12 protein-coding genes are annotated in these 18,776 nt (G+C 44.0%); all 12 read left to right on the forward strand.

Annotated features, from left to right (window positions below; all coding sequences use genetic code 11):
- Positions 1-19: 19 nt before the first annotated feature.
- The 12 genes from G5B00_RS04380 to G5B00_RS04435 all read left to right on the forward strand — a co-directional run bounded on the left by G5B00_RS04380 (position 20) and on the right by G5B00_RS04435 (position 18,730).
- Entirely contained in the window at positions 20-2,608 is a 2,589-nt protein-coding gene (locus G5B00_RS04380) for a beta-L-arabinofuranosidase domain-containing protein (protein WP_163872038.1), read from the forward strand.
- Positions 2,609-2,663: 55 nt separating this feature from the next.
- Positions 2,664-5,828, forward strand: a complete 3,165-nt coding sequence (locus tag G5B00_RS04385) for a SusC/RagA family TonB-linked outer membrane protein (RefSeq protein WP_205966300.1) — start codon at positions 2,664-2,666, stop codon at positions 5,826-5,828.
- Positions 5,829-5,852: 24 nt separating this feature from the next.
- Positions 5,853-7,346, forward strand: a complete 1,494-nt coding sequence (locus G5B00_RS04390; RefSeq protein ID WP_163872040.1) for a RagB/SusD family nutrient uptake outer membrane protein — start codon at positions 5,853-5,855, stop codon at positions 7,344-7,346.
- A gap of 41 nt (positions 7,347-7,387) precedes the next feature.
- A complete protein-coding gene (locus G5B00_RS04395; RefSeq protein ID WP_163872041.1) occupies positions 7,388-8,704 on the forward strand; it encodes a DUF5689 domain-containing protein in 1,317 nt (438 codons plus the stop codon).
- On the forward strand, positions 8,697-10,166 hold the full coding sequence (locus G5B00_RS04400) for a sulfatase (RefSeq protein ID WP_163872042.1): 1,470 nt from the start codon (positions 8,697-8,699) through the stop codon (positions 10,164-10,166). The genes G5B00_RS04395 and G5B00_RS04400 overlap by 8 nt, the downstream gene beginning before the upstream one ends.
- 21 nt (positions 10,167-10,187) lie before the next feature.
- Complete coding sequence (locus tag G5B00_RS04405; RefSeq protein ID WP_163872043.1) at positions 10,188-11,255, forward strand: family 43 glycosylhydrolase; 1,068 nt, start codon at positions 10,188-10,190, stop codon at positions 11,253-11,255.
- Between the two features lie 104 nt (positions 11,256-11,359).
- A complete protein-coding gene (locus G5B00_RS04410) occupies positions 11,360-12,976 on the forward strand; it encodes an arylsulfatase (RefSeq protein WP_163872044.1) in 1,617 nt (538 codons plus the stop codon).
- A 44-nt stretch (positions 12,977-13,020) separates the two neighbouring features.
- A complete protein-coding gene (locus G5B00_RS04415) occupies positions 13,021-14,526 on the forward strand; it encodes a sulfatase (RefSeq protein WP_163872045.1) in 1,506 nt (501 codons plus the stop codon).
- Positions 14,527-14,541: 15 nt separating this feature from the next.
- A complete protein-coding gene (locus tag G5B00_RS04420; RefSeq protein WP_163872046.1) occupies positions 14,542-15,696 on the forward strand; it encodes a glycoside hydrolase family 43 protein in 1,155 nt (384 codons plus the stop codon).
- 26 nt (positions 15,697-15,722) lie between these two features.
- Positions 15,723-16,043 carry a hypothetical protein gene (locus G5B00_RS04425; protein WP_163872047.1) on the forward strand — a complete coding sequence of 107 codons (321 nt, stop codon included), beginning with the start codon at positions 15,723-15,725 and terminating at the stop codon, positions 16,041-16,043.
- A complete protein-coding gene (locus G5B00_RS04430) occupies positions 16,040-17,290 on the forward strand; it encodes a glycoside hydrolase family 43 protein (protein WP_163872048.1) in 1,251 nt (416 codons plus the stop codon). The genes G5B00_RS04425 and G5B00_RS04430 overlap by 4 nt, the downstream gene beginning before the upstream one ends.
- Positions 17,291-17,311: 21 nt before the next feature.
- Positions 17,312-18,730, forward strand: coding sequence for a sulfatase (locus tag G5B00_RS04435; protein WP_163872049.1), 1,419 nt, complete (start codon positions 17,312-17,314; stop codon positions 18,728-18,730).
- Positions 18,731-18,776: the final 46 nt, after the last annotated feature.

Below are 18,776 nucleotides of genomic sequence, written 5' to 3' on the forward strand. Positions count from 1 at the left end.
AACTTTAAAACAATTTCGTATGAATGGATTTTTGACATTTTTGATTTCTTGCATGGTCATGTATTTTCCGGTATCGTTGTTCGCTCAGAACAATCTCGTACTGGAAAATGATAGCCTTCTTCTCGAGTGGAAACATACGTCGAGCGGTTTTCAGCTAGCGAGGACGGTTGTTAAAAATAAAAAACAGGCCGTTTCGCTTCAGAATACTTCGGCGTCCTATATGATACTGTATTCGGATAAGGATGTTTCGATGAAACCCGACTATTCCCAATTTGATGAAAGCGTCCGAAACTTTCCGGATAAATCCTATTTTCTAATTTACGATAAATGGCATGAAAGTCTCAGTCCTGTCGCCATGAATACCGCAGGCAAGGATACAGAGTTTTTTCCACGCAAGGCACGTAAACAGGGTGATGTGTTGGTATTTGAACACACCAATGACGAAGGTATAGTCAAAGCCTCATGGCAACTGGACAAGCAATACCATAATGATATTCTCGTCGATATAGAATTTGAAGCCCAAAAATCGGGTTTTTATTCGATCACGACGCCGGTTTTGACGACGTTTGACAAAGAGGAAATGGCGTGGGGGATGATTCCGGGGCATTTTCAAGGGCGCAAGCTGAATGACAATTTGGTGCTAAGTTTTGCTTATGGACAAGGGATACCCAATAGACCAATAGTGGTCAGAGAGCGTACAGCGACCACGTTATCTCCTTTGGTGTATACCCAAAGTGGGATCACTTTAGCTGTCATCCCCTCTCCAGGTACTGGTCGCGATCCTTGGGCGGATAGTATTTCCACACACTGGGACTGGAAGTTAGGGCTCTCCCTCATTACTCGAAAAAATCAACTATCACCTGTAGCATACCATCCCGTTTTGGGGCAAAAAGGTTCCTTTATGCAGGCTGGTGAAAAAAGAAAGTTTAGCTTTCGTTATACGCTAAAGAAAAGTGATTGGTATGATGTGTACAAGCATGCTATATACGATATATATCGGTTTTCCGATTTCCTTTCAAAAAAAGAAACGAAGAAATCGCTGACGGATAGGTTATGGGGCATGTTTGATTATGTGCGTAAAGACAGTACTTCCCTATGGCATACCTACTCCTATAAGGGATTGCAAATCGGTGCACAGGAATACAATGCTCCTGTGGTTGGCTCGCAGAAGGATGCCGTGAAAAATTCTGATTACGGGGCCATGTGGATGTTGGCACACCTCACAAAAGATAGTATCCTATTGCGTGACAGATTGCCCTATGCGCGGAATTTCAAGATTGCACAACAGGAAGATCAACAAGAGTTCTTTAAGGGATCGGCATCAGGACAATATTATCTGTGGAAAAGTAAGCGTTTTACAGAAGAATGGGGTGATTATGCAGAGCCCATTGCGTTGACCTACTATGTGATGTTGGATATGGGCAATATGCTGCTGTTTGAACCACAGGATCAGGAGTTGAGAAAACGTTTGGAAATGGGAGCGGACAGATTGTTGAAATGGCAGAAACCTGACGGAAGTTGGGCCGTAGCCTATGACCATAAAACTGGCAAAGAGGTATTTCTGGATATCAAAGATTTGAGGCCGACTTTTTACGGTATGTTGGTCGCTTATAAGATTCTGGGGAAAAAAGAATACCTCGATGCTGCAAAAAAAGGAGCTGATTGGTTTGTTAAAAATGCTACGGACGAAGGTCATTTTCTAGGTGTTTGCGGAGACTTTCGTTTTGCCCCCGATTTTGCAACGGGACAGAGTGTGCAGGCACTTCTCGATCTGTATGATATCACCTCCGACAATCGATATCTGGATGCTGCCATACGTACCAGCCGTATTTATACCGCTTCTGTCTATACACATCCTATCCCTAGCAATGCTACTAGAAATGTAAAAGGCAAAATCATGAAAGAGTGGGAAATCAGTCAGGTTGGACTTAGTTTTGAGCATGGAGGTACGATGGGATCGGCCACCCGTGTACAAGGACCAATATTGTTGGCGAGTCATGCCGGGATGTTTGTACGACTGTTCAAGATGACAGGGGACAGTCTGTACCTGGATATGGCGCGGGCAGGTGTGTGGGGCAGGGATGCTTTTGTCAACAAAAGCAATGATGTAGCTTCTTACTATTGGAATGGTCTGGACGATGGGCCCGGTAAATTTCCCCATCATGCTTGGTGGCAGATAGGTTGGATTACGGATTATCTGATTTCGGAGATAGAACTGCGGGCTGCAGGAAATATTTCCTTTCCAAGAGGATTCATTGCTCCCAAAGTGGGACCACATGCCACATACGGTTTCAAAAGTGGTAAGCTGTATGGGGAAGACGTAAAGCTTTTGATGAAAAAGGGAGCAATTCAAATTGACAATCCATATATCGAATACTTACAAGCTGAAAGCAGTGATGGGAATAAAACCTTTGTGATGCTGCTCAATAACAGTGACAAATCGCAGGCATTTGTGGTGGATCTGGACTTGAAAGCAGAGAAAGGCAATGCCTCCCGTCGTGTGAATGTGATCAAAGCAAATGGAAAGCGAATCCAGTTGGATGCCAAGGAGAAGGTATCTGTGAGTTTGGAGCCTTTTGGCTTCTCTACGCTTGAAATACAACGATAGAGGTGATTACAAGAACAATTAACTAAATATATGACATATTATGAATGCAACAAAAATGTTTTTATTTAAAATGAGGCTTGTGGGCATGATCATTTTTGTGTGTTGTATGCAATGTTCCATTGCCTTCGCACAAAGTGTACAGACAGCTCACGGTGTGGTTCTGGATGAGGACAACCGTCCACTTTCGGGTGTACGAGTGACAGAATTGGGAGCCGAAAATTCGACTTCGACCAACGAAAAGGGGGAGTTCTCCCTTCGCTTGCGCAGCAAGTCGAATCAAATAGAAGTGTCCTATATGGGTAAAGAAACCCAACTCGTGAGGATCACGAACAATCTGCCCGTACAGATTGTGATGAAAGATGTGCTTAGGGCATTGGACGAGATTGTCGTTGTGGGATATGGTGTGCAGGAAAGACAGGATCTGACCGGAGCGATCAGCTCGGTCAATGCGAGGGATTTTGAAGACCAGCCTATCAACGATGTCAACCAAGCGATGATGGGACAAGCGGCAGGTGTCAATGTGATGAATACCTCTGGTACACCTGGTGGCGGTTTGGATATACAAATCAGAGGAATCAGCACGATAGGATCTAGCAATACACCTCTTTATGTGGTCGATGGCAACATCATACAGGTAGGGATAGACGCGGATTCGAACCCCTTGGACTTTATCAATCCGGCCGATATTGAATCCATAGATATTTTGAAAGATGCTTCTGCTGCGGCGATTTATGGATCTAGGGGTTCGAATGGGGTGGTGATCATCACAACCAAAAGCGGTAAGGAAGGTAGACCTAGGGTCAATTATAACGTAAAGGGAGGATTTCAGCAAATATTTAACCCCATAGAAATGCTCTCTCCCCAAGATTTTGCGATACTAGCCATAGAAGCTCGAAACAATACTTGGGTCGATAGAGGCGTAGGCGACCGTAGCCCATTGGATGCCGATTTTTTGAGGCCCGAATCTACGCAGACCGGTTACTTTAAGGATTTTTTGAATAGCGGGAGGCAGGGAACCGATTGGCAGAGCGAAGTCTTCCAGAAAGGGTTTTTTCAAGATCACCAAATTTCGGTATCGGGAGGCAATACAAATGTGAAATATCTTGTTTCAGGAGGATTTCTTGACAATAAAGGGATTCTTAAAAATACAGGTTTTCAACGTTATTCGGCCAGGGCTAATGTGGATGCCAACGTCAATAAGAAGCTAAAGGTCTCGATGCGGTTGAGTCCGAGCTATACCAATCAGGATTTTTTGCCAGTGACCGGTAGGTTTCACGAAGCCTATGGAGGAATTGTGCAATCTGCCCTGTTGATGAACCCTATTTTGGATGTCTATGACCCCACAAGGGAAAACGGTTATTCTACAGGCATCAATTTGATGGCTGGCTTGCAAAATATGGAAAATCCAGTTGCCAAAATTAATTCGATCAAGGATTGGAGACGGAATTTTAGCTTGATTTCCAATGCATCTGTCCTATATGATATCAGCAAGATCTTTCAGTTTTCCCTTACTGGGGGCGTCACTACTCGGACTTCGGGTCGTAATTGGATTAATCCCAGTTCGATTGGAGCCTATGGAATCCGGGCACCGCGGGACAACTCCATCGGTTCAATGCAAAATGCCAGCTTCAATTGGCAGGCTTCTGCACAACTTTCCTATAATCAGCGGTTTGGGAAGCATCGGCTTTCTGGAGTAGCTGTCCACGAAAAACAGATGAATCAATATAGCAATGTGACTGCCAATGCTTCGGCAACCTGGACAGATGAGCTGATTGTGGTAGACAATAATCTCGAAAATGTATTACGGTCGGGATATTCTACCATCACTGAATGGGCGATAAGTTCCTACATCGCCCGTATGAATTACAATTATGACAACAGGTATCTTATAACCGGAAGTGTCCGGGCAGACGGTTCCTCAAAGTTTGCCAATCAATGGGGAGTTTTTCCATCTGCGGCATTGGCATGGAGAGCTTCCAATGAAAAGTTTTTAAAGAAGATCGATTGGTTGTCGGATCTCAAATTGCGGACGAGCTATGGGGTGACCGGAAATAATTCCATTGGCAACTACCAGTTTATGTCATTGATGGGTGCTTCTAGTGCTGTTTTGGGTAGTGGGGGGGAGAGTATTGTCTCCGGTATACGATTGAGTTCTGCCGGAAATCCCGATCTCACTTGGGAACAGACCAGGCAGATCGATGTTGGGGTAGATATGGCGTTCTTCAAACGTCGTATCGCATTGACCGTAGATTACTACAATAAACAAACCAAAAATCTGTTGCTTAATCTGCAAGTACCTACCAATATGGGATTCAGCACGGTCATGACAAATATCGGTAAGGTGGAAAATAAAGGTTGGGAGTTTACGTTGAATACACGTAATCTGGTCGGTAAATTCAAATGGAACAGTGATTTCAATATCACCTTCAACAGGCAAAAAGTACTGGCGCTAGGTCCTGAGGGAGATCCTTTGTGGGGAAGTTCTATTTATTTGGAAAATACACACATCACACGGGTAGGGGATCCGATGGGATTATTTTATGGGTTGAAAGTATTGGGCATATACCAAAATCAGGCGCAGGTAGACGCTTTACCAGGTATCTCCTCCGGAGTAGCGAGATCCCGACCGGGAGAGTTTATCTTTGAGAATGCAGATGCATCCGATAACGAGATTACGCTGGAGGATCGTACTATTGTAGGTAACCCACATCCTAAGTTTGTCTTTGGTTTCAGAAATGGATTTTCCTACAAGAATCTTAGACTGAACATCATGTTGAGGGGAAGCTATGGTGCAGATATTATCAACTTGAACTTCAGTAATATCCCTTACAGTCTACAGACCAATGGACATGTCAAATTAAAGAACAGATGGAAATCGGAGGCTGAACCGGGAGACGGCAAGGTACCACGCCTATCCTCGGAAACCCGGGCTGTATTGGGCAGTACTACGTTCAACTCTTCCTTTGTCGAAAAGGCTTCCTTTTTGAATGTGCAGAATGTAACCTTAGGTTATAACATACCTACTCGGATTGCCAACAGGATAAAAGCAGAAAAATTAACCGCTAACCTGTCTGTCAACAACCTGTATATGTTTACCAACTATAACGGTTGGAATCCTGAAGGGGGCATGTACACCGATACGACGCTTTCACCGGGATTGGACTGGGGGCGCTATCCTTTGTCAAGTGTGTACACATTAGGGTTGAACCTGACATTTTAAGAAGTCGCTAAAATATAAATAGATATGAAAACATTTAAAATCACCACAGTAATGGGCTTGGCTATTACCTGTTTAATTTTAGCCGCATCGTGTGATAAGAAATTTCTTAACCGAAAACCCTTCGCGGATATTGACAGTGAAGATTTTTATACTTCCCAAAAGAACATCGAAATCGCGGCAGTAGGATTGTACGGAACCTTGCAGAATTTTTATAATCCTAATTATCCCTCTATTGGCGAGTTGCCGGGAGACAATGCTTCGGACGGAAGCGGTGCAGCTACCGCTTCAGGACAGCTTGATAAATTTACGATTATACCCAACAACAGCATACTTTCAGCAGTGTGGAGAGATTCGTACAGGAGTATATTGCAGAGTAACAAGATATTGGCATCGACTCCCCTTGTCGAATTTGTAGATGAGGATAAGAAAAAACAAGTAGAAGGAGAGGCTCGTTTCGTAAGGGCGTTGAGCTACTTCAATTTGGTACGCATGTTTGGCAAGGTACCGTTGGACACATTGGTGTTGACGCAAGAACAGGCCCGTAAGTCGATCAGAAATGAAGTAGAGGATATTTATGAAGTGATAGTACATGATTTGGAAATGGCTTCTGTGCAATTGCCGGGAGCCTATACCGGTAATGGTATAGGCCGGGCGACCAAATGGGCGGCTTTGACATTATTGGGCAAGGTATATCTGACCAAGCACGAGTTTGATAAGGCTGTGGATCCATTGAAGACAGTTGTCGAAGACGGACCATACAGTCTCCTCCCGAACTATGCGGATATCTTTGATCCTAAAAACGCCAACCATGCCGAGTCTATATTTGAAATCCAGTATGAAGGAGGAACCTTGGGAGAAGGTAGCCGATGGAGTTTTATCTCCCATCCTAATGCATTGCAGGAAGTCATGGGGATATCGGCGGGCAATCGATTGGTACCTACAGGAAGTATTATCAACCTTTTTACAGCCGAGGGAGAAGGGACAAGTCCGAGGTACCAGGCGACTATCGGAACAATGCAATACCAAAATGCGTCAGGAGCTACACTGAGTGCAAGACATGTGAAAAAGCACTATATGGATCATACTATGCAGAATCAGTCTGATGACAACTGGCCTTTGTTACGGTATGCGGACGTATTGCTGATGTATGCCGAAGCGTTAAACGAAATATCCGGTACACCTCCTGTAGAGGCAATCGAGTATGTCAACCAAATCCGCCGACGTGCTTTTGGAGAGCCGATCAATGTGGTCGGTAGCCACGAGTTGACTCCCGCGAAGATAGCTGATACAGACTCTTTCCGAGAAGCTATTTATCTGGAACGTCGTTTGGAGTTGGCATTTGAGGGACATCGTTGGTTTGATCTGGTCAGGACGAATACCTATGTAGAGGTCATGAATGACTATTTTGGAAGCAATTCTCCCTATAAGGTTGAACCTTACCATAGATTGTTCCCGGTACCGCAAAGAGAAATAGATATCAATCCTTTGTTGAAACCTAATAACGAAGGATATAATTAGCGTATATTAATTGAGTATATGATTGTCTTAATTAGATTAACATGAAAAAGATACATTATCTGTCTTTCCTGATTTTTGTCACAGCATCTTTCTGGATGATTTCCTGTGAAACGGGAAACGAATTGACCCTACCCGGGCAGCATTTTGCTTCCATAGAGGAGGTTAGGGCCATGTACAAGGGTGAGCCTGTGACTATCGGGCGTGAAGGTGACCGGGAATTCTTCATAGGAGGAATAGTGATCTCAAATGCCGGACAGGGGAATAATCCGGAGGGGAAGATTATCATACAAAATCAGGCAAACGGACGGCTAAGAGGCCTGGCATTGGCTGTCGATAGCTATCTTGACCGCTACAAGGTAGGAGACTCCGTCATCGTCAGGATCGACGGCAAAGTATTGGAGCGGATCGACGGTGTTTTTCAGATATCCGGCCTCAGCCCTTTGGAAATAGGAAGAATATCCGAGAATAACGAACAACATGTCCACCTTGAAACAAATGATTTCAGTGTTTTGGCCTCCGGTGTGGATATTTACCAAAATACATTAGTTCGGTTGATCTCTGCTGATGTGCCCGGTGTGGTGCGCAATCAGGTATTTGGAGACGGGGATGTCACGCTGAGTGATGGCAGTAATACTGTTCTTGTCAAGACCAGAGAAACGGCTGTCGTTGCCAATGAACCTGTTCCTATTGAGGGTGATTTTACAGGGATATTGTCTTATACAGCCACTGGAGAACCGTATCTGGCCATTCGTACATCGGCCGATATTGACGGTGAATATATGGCCCCTGAATTCTATACCAATTTCCCGGAAGGGTTTGAGGTGGCTCCACCATTTCTCTCCGGTTCGTGGGTCTTGACGTCCGCAGCTCGGAATGCTGGTGCAACAGTACACCTCAAACGGGGGGCAGCCGCATTGATCACGCAAGGGACTGCACCGACGACAGAATCGATTATTGCTATGGACTTTGATCTCTTATTCGGTGCGTCCCGATTCTCTCTCTATTATGGTCAAGTGACAACAAATAATAATGATTCTAACGGATCGAAAGTGTATGTGGAGTATTCACAGGATGAAGGGGCAACTTGGACATTGCTGGAACCTAGTAGCGTGAAGTATACGCTGGATCAAGAACAGACTTGGACTCAAGTGACGCTACCAGTGGACGATCCTGCCGCTTTGGTTTTGGAAGCGATGACGGCACCAAATAGCCCCGATAATCCCGGAAGGCAAAGACTGTATTTTGCAGAGTATGAAAATCTGGCGATAGAAGGTCCTGTTCGTTTCAGAATCAGAAAACCTATAGGTACGGCTTCAAGGATCATGGTGGACGATGTCTTTGTCAAACCACATGAATAGGTCAGGTACAACTAAATATTTCGAAGCAGTGGATATAATGAAGAAAAATGGTTTTTTATTTAGGTTTATATGGAGTGTTGTGTGCGTACTAGGTACGTACACCTCTCTCTCTTATGGTCAATCGGTCCGACGTCCCAATATCATTTTGTATATAGCAGACGACCTCGGGGCCTGGGATATTCCAGCCTATGGCAACGATAAAGTAAAAACACCTAATCTGGACAGGCTTAGAAAAGAATCCATGCTATTCGATCAGGCCTTTGCGACATCGCCTACCTGTGGCCCGGCGCGCAGCGCCCTATTTACTGGCTTGTTGCCGCACCGCAACGGGGCACACGTAAACCGTTTGGCTGTGCGTGACCGGATTCAATCTATGGTGCATTATTTCAACAATGCGGGCTATCGGGTGGCCATCGCAGGTAAGCTGCATGTGGGGCCACAAGAAAGTTTTCCATTCGAGTATATTGTCGGGTCCAATCGTCGCGAACCTGGTACAGAAGGCAAAAAAGGAATGTTTTCTGATCTTTATCTTGAGCCTGTTGATCAGTGGCTGGGAGGCTATGATGGGGAAAAGCCTTTTGTGCTGATCGTAGCGGACCATTGTACACACATGACTTGGCCGCTCAACCCGGCATATACCAATGAGTCGGTGGCGATACACCCTTTTCACGTGGACACCCGTGACACGCGCAGGTTGCTGACACGCTACTATACAGATATAACCAAGATGGATGATAATATCGGAGACATGATGAAGATCCTGGACAAGCATAAACTGTCGGACAAAGCAATCATGCTATTTACGGCCGATCAAGGACCTCAGTTGCCTTTTGGCAAGTGGACTTTGTATGACTATGGTGTGCAGGTGCCACTCCTCGTACGCTGGCCGGGACAGGTGAAAGCCGGTAGCCATACGAAAGCATTGGTGTCACACGTGGATATTGTTCCTACGCTGTTGGATGCTATAGGGGCACCTATTCCCACTAATATAGACGGTACGAGTTTTTACAAGGTGCTGCGCGATCCAGGACAGTCTCATCGGGAGATGGTTTTTGCCCTTTCCAATGGAGACAAGGATCATGACAAATCACCGGTGCGGATGTTGCGTACGAGTAAATATAAGTACATTGTAAATTTAGAACCTAATGAGCCGGCATCTAAGGGTAAGGATCTGCGCAAGAGCTGGATAGAGTTAGCGAAGACCGATGCGCATGCCAAACAGGTCGTAGATCGCTTGAATGAAAGATCCTCCGAGGAATTGTATGATCTTGAAAACGATCGTTTTGAGATGATAAACTTGGCGCATTTGCCAAAATATAAGCAGGTGTTGGAAGATTTTCGGAAGAAGATGAACGCTATTCGGCAGGTTCAGGGAGATGTGGGAGACAGTTGGAAAGAGGACCTGAAAAGATTGCCTGTCGCGCCAGGCCCGAATCCATTGGTGCCGTACAGTGTTGATTGAAAAAAATAAATGCAGATAACAATGAATAAATATAACAAGATGACAAGATGGATGATGTTGGTCATAAGTGTGTTGAGTAGTTTCGCGCATGTGCAGGCACAGCAGGCAGGTGATGTCGTGGCAGACCTCCAAAAACATGACAAGGCTGTACATGTGCTGAATACCGATATTGCTAATCCTTTTGTTGAAATTGGCCCTGACGGTTATTATTACCTGACCGGTACGGTACCTATGGATCTTTCGACATCCAAAGAAACTTCCGTAAGAGTGTGGCGAAGCAAAGATCTGGGAACCTGGGAACCCTTTGGTGAAATCAAACATGCTCCAGGATCAGCTTTTGTAAAAGAACTGTGGGATTTTGCCGGAAAAAGAAACATCACACCGGACATCCGGTCATCGGAAGCGCATTATGTCAATGGCCGTTGGGTCATCGTGCATTCGTCGAATGTACGTGTAGCCAATCTGATGCTTTCGGCATCCCCGGCTATCAAAGGGCCGTATACAGAACCGTTGGGATTGGATATAGGTTTTCATGTAGATCCCAGCATCTTCGTGGATGATGACGGGACACCTTGGTTGCTGTCAAACTGTACACAGATCCGAAGAATAAAAAAGGATTTTTCGGCATTTGATGGCAACCATAGGCTGATCGGGCCTAAAAGCAAACAGTTGGGCTTTGAAGGTACAAGAATGGTCAAAGTTGGTGGCAAATATGTGCTGTTTGGAACTTCCTGGAGTACGGATATCGAAGGAAAAGGAACCTACAATCTCTATTATGCTACGGCCGATAAGATATTGGGTCCTTATAGCCCCCGGAAATTTGCCGGTCGGTATATAGGCAACGGAGCCCCTTTTAAGGACAGAGACGGTCGCTGGTGGGCATTGGCATTTTATCGGGCAGACCACCCTCCGCTGAATGCTGAACAAGCAGACAAGAGGGATTTGTCAGATGCCGCCTATACAATCAACAAAAAAGGATTGACATTGGTACCGCTGGAGATTTCACAGGAGAATGGAGAAATCAAGGTCGTTCCCAAAGATCCTGTCTACCGATTTCCGGGAAAGGAAGAAGTACAACAGTTTGATTGATCGTGAATCTATTTAAATTTAAGCATACGCAGCACACATGTGTCATTTTTTGCTTAATCAAGAACAGTGTTTTACAAAGAAGGTACAAGTGTAATATATAAAATATGATAATCAGGTTTTGTTTAGTATGGTTGATACTGGGAAGTATATGGATGGGAAGACCCTTGCAGGCACAAGAACGTCCTAACATTATCGTCATCCTAGTGGATGATATGGGTTTCAGTGATGTAGGATGTTTTGGCGGAGAAATTCCCACTCCCCATATTGATGAGTTGGCACAGCAAGGACTTCGTCTTACAAATTTCTATAATGTAGCCCGATGTTGCCCAAGCCGGGCAAGCTTATTGACCGGACTCTATCCGCATCAAGCCGGGATGGGATGGATGGCTTCTGATCGCTATAAAGATATCCCGGCCTATCAAGGGTATCTCAACGACAAATGTGTCACGATTGGGGAGGCCATGCAGCAAAATGGTTATTTTACGATCATGACAGGCAAGTGGCATGTGGGACAGAAAGGTGATGGAGGTGTCACACCCTGGGGGCGGGGGTTTGATCGATCGTTCAATACCATTGCAGGCAATTTTTACTATCGCGATGCCCGGGCACAACTGTATCTGAACGGTAGAAAAGTACGTAATGCCGAATTGCCGAAAGATTGGTACACGACTGATCTATGGACATCCTATGGATTACAGTTTATCGATGAAGCCAAAAATGTTGGTAAACCTTTTCTGCTGTATCTGGCGCATAATGCTCCACATTATCCCCTGCAGGCTCCCGAAGAGGATATTGCCAAGTTTAGAGGCAAGTTTATGAAAGGGTGGGAGGCGTTGCGCGAAGAGCGGTATAAAAGACAGGTTGAGATGGGTATCATTGACAAATCTTGGGCATTGCCCGATATCAATCCACTTATTCCTAAATGGGAATCGTTAAGCCCAGAAGAAAAAATCCGGCAGGATGATCTGATGGCGGTCTATGCCGCGGTTGTCAGCCGTATTGACAAGAGTATCGGTGATCTCATCAATGGACTTAAAGCCCGTGGAATATACGACAATACGATCATTATGTTTATGTCGGACAATGGTGGTAATGCCGAGGGGGGTATCAATGGACGTTATATTGGAGAACAACCGGGAGCTGTCAATTCACATCTCTCGGTTAGTCAAGGATGGGCAGAGTTGAATAACACACCATTTTGGTTGTACAAACACCATACGAGTGAGGGAGGGATTGCAACTCCTTTTATCTTATCTTGGCCTAAGGGGATTTCCGATCAACTTTATGGCAAGATACTGCCGTTTCAAGGACACGTGATTGATATCATGCCTACGTGTATCGATATTGCCAATGGACGATATCCGACCCAATATAAAGGCAATGATATCCTTCCGATGGAAGGTATGAGCTTTTTACCTTTGATGTTAGGTAAGTCTATGGACCGTTCAACACCACTTTATTGGGAGCACGAAGGAAATCGCGCAATGTTAAACGGTGAATGGAAAATTGTGTCCAATGTGAAAGAACCTTGGCAATTGTATAATCTTCGAACAGACCGTACCGAAACAAAGAATGTGGCACAGGAAAATCCCGAAATCGTGTCTAGTATGGTCGCTAAGTACAATATATGGGCAGAAAAAGTTGGTGTGATACCGTATAACTTTCCCCCTAAGCCATGGCAAACTATGCAGAGAGGTACTGTTGTTCCTTCCGGGGACTAGAAGCAATATAACATGTTAATCATATCATAAAAAGCGAATAGAAAATGACAATAAAGGAAATGAAGAATGTACATAAGGCTATCATCGGATTTGTGCTTGTCAGTGTAGTTATGTTCGGTTATGCCTGTAATGATCGATCACCGGATCAGAAAAGTAAACAGCCTAATGTGCTTTGGATCGTCATGGATGACGTGGGTACAGAAGTACCCTTCTTCGGGCATAAGATCAGCACGCCCAATATCGATAGGTTGATCAAGGAAGGCACGATCTTCCGACAAGCTTTTGTCACTGCACCGGTCTGCTCGCCCGCACGGTCGGCCATGATTACAGGAATGTACCAGACCACTATCGGTGCTCATAATCACGTGAGCAGTAGGGGAGAGCACCATATTCAGCTACCCGATTATGTAAAGATGGTGCCACAGATTTTCAGGGAAAATGGATATTATGTAACCAATGGAGATTATCCGATCGTAGGCGATGGTTTGGGAAAGGCAGACTATAATTTTGAGTGGGACGAAAGTATATATGATGGGAATGATTGGCGTAAGAGAAAACCCGGTCAACCATTTTTTGCACAAATACAGTTGCTAGGTGGAAAAAACCGTGATAAACGGTCGCAGCTACAACATGCAATCCATGAATTGGGTTCGAGTACAGGCTTAGATAGCCTGCTTATCCCTCCGTATTATCCGAAGGACTCGGTCATACTACAGGATTGGGCAGACTATATGGATTGCATTCGATATACAGACAAACAGATAGGGGAAATTTTGGACAGACTCAAAGAAGATGGCGAATTGGACAATACATTGATCATTCTGATGGGAGACAATGGGGTTAGCCATGCTCGGGGCAAGCAATTTCTGTACGATGAGGGCATAAAGGTTTTATTTGTAGCTAGGGGGCCGGGAATTGAGCAAGGCAAGGTTCGGGAAGATATGATTGAGCATATCGATATGGCACCTATATCCTTGGCTGCTGTTGGTATTCAAATACCGGAATGGATGCAGGGCAAAGATGTTTTTTCCAAAGAGTATATACCAAGAGAATATGTATACGGCGCGCGTGACCGTTGTGGAGAGACTGCGGACCGTATTCGCTCTGTCCGTTCGGATAGGTACAAATATATTCGGAATTTCTATCCGGACAGACCTCATCTGCAACCGAGCAACTATAAGGACAGCAAGAAGATCATCCAAAGGCTTAGGGAGTTGCACGACCAGGGCAAATTGGCTCCGGTACAGGAAGCGTTGCTCTTTGCCGAACGGAGACCCGAAGAAGAGCTGTACGATCTGTTGAACGATCCATATGAGATGGTCAATCTCGCCCAAGACAACAGTTATGGAAAAGTGTTGCAGGCATTTAGGAATCAATTGACCACCTGGTCCAAAGAGACTCATGATCCCGACCCGGAATCTTTTGAGATTTATACGTTAGAAATGAAAAACCAATGGGAAAGAACGCCTGGAGAGAAGGCAAGAGAACGTGTAGCCCGTAATATAGAGGAGTACAAGAAGTGGATGCAAGAGCGGGCAACAAATCAATAGATTAATTTATAAAAGATGAAGTGGAAAACAATGGTTAAATGGTGTATGATGTTGGTTTTTCTGGCGGGGATAATGTATCGTGCCCATTGCCAGACCTTCACTTATCAAAATCCTATTTCTATAGGTATAGACCCCAAAGGGCTGAGGGACTGCCAGATCATCAAAGAAGGAGCGTGGTGGTACATGACCGGAACAGCCCACCCATTTTGGGAACACGAGGAGAAAGATGGAGATTTGAATAATGGAGTTCCACTGTATAAGTCAAAAAACCTGCTGGAATGGGAGTTTGTCAAGTATATCGTAGAACGTCCAGATGCATCCAAGTGGTACTATCGTCGCTTTTGGGCGCCTGAAATCCATAAGATACGCGGAAAATTCTACGTCACTTTTAATTGTCGAAATGCAGATAAAGGATACGACTGGCAGCATATAGGGTATGCCGTAAGTGATCATATCGAAGGTCCATATACCGTCGTTACCGAAGATGAGCCTTTGGCACGGGGCAATGATCTGACCTTATTTGAGGACGACGACAAGAAAGTATATGCCTTCTGGCACAATGTGTTGGAGGACGGTACGTTTTGGATGGGAAGTGCCGAAGTGAATCTGGAGCAAGGTCGGTTGGTGTCCGATACATTGCGGGCCATCGGTACGGGGCGTGTAGAATATGAACGGGATAGCAATGGCAATATTCAAACCATATTTCGGCAGGGGCGCAATGAGCAAAAGATCAAAACCTATCATGAATGGGATTCTCAGGGTATAGAGGGGGCCTATGTGATCAAACGAAACGGAATTTATTACCTATTCTACTCAAGTTGGACACGAGGGTATGAGGTAGGTTACGCGACTGCAAGCAGTATCAAAGGACCATGGAAGAAAGCTGATAATAACCCTATTTACGGTGGGACTATCCAAAAACTCTGTGAAGAGCGTGGATTCCGTTGTGACCAAGATCCATTGTCCCCATTTACTGCCGTCGGACATAATGCGGTATTTGAGGGGCCGGATGGACGTTTGTGGCTTTCTTGTCATGGCGTCAGCAAATACCATAAAGGGCCGTTGATGGTCATGGATCCATTGAACTTTGACGGAAATGGCAATATACAACAAGTAGCCCCTTCTTATTTGCCACAAGTAATAAAGAGAGAAAGTAATAAAAGTTTATGAATGATTAAAAGCAGATTTGAAAAGTTATGAAAAATCTATTCGTTACAATAGTGTTTGCCTTTTTTGTGATGGTTACATTCGGACAGGAAATATCAAAAAATGTTCAATGGAGACTAAATCCTATTCTCAAATCGGTGGAGGTCAATGAGGACGAGAAGAAAGCATTGATCGTGGCCATTGAAAAATTTCAAAAAAATGAAATGGAATTCAGAGCTGCAAACGATCCAAGTAAGCAAGAAGAAAGAAAATTAAATGGAAAACAGTACCTGTCAGAAGTGAAACGTATTTTGGGAAATGAGCGTTTCAATAAATGGAGACAGGACACTAGAAAAAAAAATAAATCATGAAAAAGCTGTTTATTGCGATAGTTTTTGCTTGTTGCGCAATAATTGTATCTGGGCAAGAAATATCTAAAACTGTTCAGTGGAGATTAAATCCTATTCTTAATGCGGTAGAGGTAAGTGGCACGGAGAAGGAAGCGTTGATTGTAGCGATCGAAAAATTTCAAAAAAATGAGCTAACGTTAAGAACTTCTGATAATCCCAATGAGAATGGAGAAAAAGAGCTGAATTCAAAACGTTATCTATCAGAAGTGCAGAATATTCTGGGGAAGGAACGTTTTGATATCTGGAGGAAGTCTCTTCGAGAGAAACACAATTCCCCCAATAATGTAGGAGGTAAGGAAAGAGAAGTCAAGCGTACAGCCAATGCGGCATATCCTATTTTTGTGGAGGATATGTTTGCCAGAGATCCATATGTCTATGTGGACAAAAAATCGAGGCATTATTATATGCATTTGAATGATAAGCAAAAAATTGGACTTTACAAAAGCCCTGATTTAGTAAATTGGGTACGTGTGGAAACCACATTTGAGGCTCCGCATGATTTTTGGGGGACAAAAGATTTTTGGGCACCAGATACTTACTATTATAAAGATAAGTATTACGTGTTTGCGTCCTTTAGTAATCCCGAGACCGGTATGAAAGGAACTTCCGCTTTGGTCTCAAAATGGTTGGAAGGGCCATATAAACCTCTGGTAAATAAACCCATAACTCCTGAAGACTGGCGTTGTCTGGACGGTCTTCTATACGTTGACGAGACTGATCAGCCGTGGTTGTTGTTTTGTCAGGCATTTCACTCTGTTCCGGATGGAAGCGGAAGAATCTATGCGCAAAAATTATCTTCTGACCTAAAAACGGCAATTGAAGAACCGATTCTGTTGTTTAAAGCTTCCGAGGCGCCTTGGGCAGGAACTATAACTCATAACGGAATTAGAGGATATGTGACTGATTCTCCCTTTATATATCGTGCAAGAAACGGAGAGTTGCTGTTATTGTGGTCAAGCTTTGCTAAGGCTCCGTCTCGATATGTTATCGGAGTCGCAAGATCTTCAAACGGAAAGCTGGATGGGAAATGGATACAGGATGAAAAACCTTTAAATACTGAAGTCGATGGAGGTGGGCACGCCATGATATTCACTGATTTAAACGATCAACTGCGAATTGCATATCATGCACCGAATAAAAACGCACGACCTAAGTTTTATTGGTTAGATGATGACAATGGTAAATTAAAAATAAGGACGATTGAGTAATTATAATATAAGCAAAAAAACATGAAAACTATATATCGTTGGTTCATTTTCATTTTTTTAATATTAGGTGGTTCTTCGGCGGTAACAGCACAAACTTCACCCAACATCGTATTTATTCTTGCAGACGATCTTGGATGGGGAGAATTGGGCTGTTATGGGAATAACTTTAATGAAACACCTTATTTAGATGATCTCGCGCGTAAGGGCAAGAGGTTTACACAGGCTTATGCGGCAGCCCCTGTGTGTTCCCCCACCCGAGCTAGTATCATGACAGGACAATATCCTGCACGGGTGCGTATCACCGATTATTTGACTGTAGGTTGGAAAACGGATCGTTTTCTTGACCCAGATCTGTACCTCACATTAAACGAGGCATTAGCAGATAGAGGTTATCATACAGGCATAATCGGAAAGTGGCATTTAGAAACACATTTTAACAACCCTATCGGTACTCCAGAAGCGCATGGTTTTCACGAGGTCATCGGGAGTGAAACAGAATATATAGCTGGGGGAGATTATTTTTTTCCCTATGAAAAGATTAACACTTATAAAGAAGGTAGTCCCGGAGAATATCTGACAGATAGACAAAGCAGTGATGCCTGCGACTTTATCCGCAGGAATAAGAATAAGCCGTTTTTTTTGTATTTGAGTTATTATAGTGTACACACGAGATTGGATGCTCCTTCGACTTTAGTTGACAAGTACAAACAAAAGTATGATAAAAAAAACGGGAAAAATGCTAGTGATATTTTTGAGAGAAATCCCGGTCATGAGACAAATCGTAAAGATAATCCGTACCTGGCAGCTATGTTGGAACGTATCGATAGTGGAGTTGGGTCGGTTATGAAAACTTTGGAAGAATTAGGTTTGGACGAGAATACTATTGTCATCTTTACCTCGGATAATGGCGGCGCAGGAAGAGTGGCTAATAACGGAAACTTGAGATCGTACAAAACATGGCTTTACGAAGGGGGAATCAGAGTGCCGCTAATTGTTCATTGGCCAAAGCATATAAAGAAGGGTGAAGTAGAGAAACCGGTTAGCAGTATTGATTTTTATCCTACACTTGTTGCAGCAAGCGGAGGAGATATTGAAAATTATCAGGTTGACGGAGAAAACCTGATGCCATTGCTTAAAGGTGATTCCGGTTTAGAAAGAAAGGAACTATATTGGCATTATCCTTCGGAAACGCGTAGCTGGCCGGATAGAATGGCGACAGTCGTCAGGCAAGACGATTATAAATTAATCAAACATTATCTGGGTAACAAAGATGAATTGTATGATTTGAAGAATGATCCTTCAGAGACATATGACCTCTCTTTGGAGAAACCTGAAAAGGTAAGGGAATTAAGTGAGCTCATTGAGAAATGGAAGAAAGAGGTGAATGCAGAAGAACCCGATGCAGAGGCATTGCGCAAGGCGCATCTTCAGAAAAACTAATTCGTGTTAAATGGTAAGTTCACCAAACCCTATATAAAAAAATAGA

The organism is Parapedobacter sp. SGR-10 (assembly GCF_011030405.1).
Lineage (GTDB): Bacteria > Bacteroidota > Bacteroidia > Sphingobacteriales > Sphingobacteriaceae > Sphingobacterium.

Bases quoted from the DNA above. Each gene is read 5' to 3' on its own strand.
- G5B00_RS04395 (WP_163872041.1), top strand. From the start codon at position 7,388: ATGAAAAAGATACATTATCTGTCTTTCCTGATTTTTGTCACAGCATCT.
- G5B00_RS04425 (WP_163872047.1), top strand. From the start codon at position 15,723: ATGAAAAATCTATTCGTTACAATAGTGTTTGCCTTTTTTGTGATGGTT.
- G5B00_RS04410 (WP_163872044.1), top strand. From the start codon at position 11,360: ATGATAATCAGGTTTTGTTTAGTATGGTTGATACTGGGAAGTATATGG.
- G5B00_RS04400 (WP_163872042.1), top strand. From the start codon at position 8,697: ATGAATAGGTCAGGTACAACTAAATATTTCGAAGCAGTGGATATAATG.
- G5B00_RS04385 (WP_205966300.1), top strand. From the start codon at position 2,664: ATGTTTTTATTTAAAATGAGGCTTGTGGGCATGATCATTTTTGTGTGT.
- G5B00_RS04415 (WP_163872045.1), top strand. From the start codon at position 13,021: ATGACAATAAAGGAAATGAAGAATGTACATAAGGCTATCATCGGATTT.
- G5B00_RS04435 (WP_163872049.1), top strand. From the start codon at position 17,312: ATGAAAACTATATATCGTTGGTTCATTTTCATTTTTTTAATATTAGGT.
- G5B00_RS04430 (WP_163872048.1), top strand. From the start codon at position 16,040: ATGAAAAAGCTGTTTATTGCGATAGTTTTTGCTTGTTGCGCAATAATT.
- G5B00_RS04405 (WP_163872043.1), top strand. From the start codon at position 10,188: ATGAATAAATATAACAAGATGACAAGATGGATGATGTTGGTCATAAGT.
- G5B00_RS04420 (WP_163872046.1), top strand. From the start codon at position 14,542: ATGAAGTGGAAAACAATGGTTAAATGGTGTATGATGTTGGTTTTTCTG.
- G5B00_RS04390 (WP_163872040.1), top strand. From the start codon at position 5,853: ATGAAAACATTTAAAATCACCACAGTAATGGGCTTGGCTATTACCTGT.
- G5B00_RS04380 (WP_163872038.1), top strand. From the start codon at position 20: ATGAATGGATTTTTGACATTTTTGATTTCTTGCATGGTCATGTATTTT.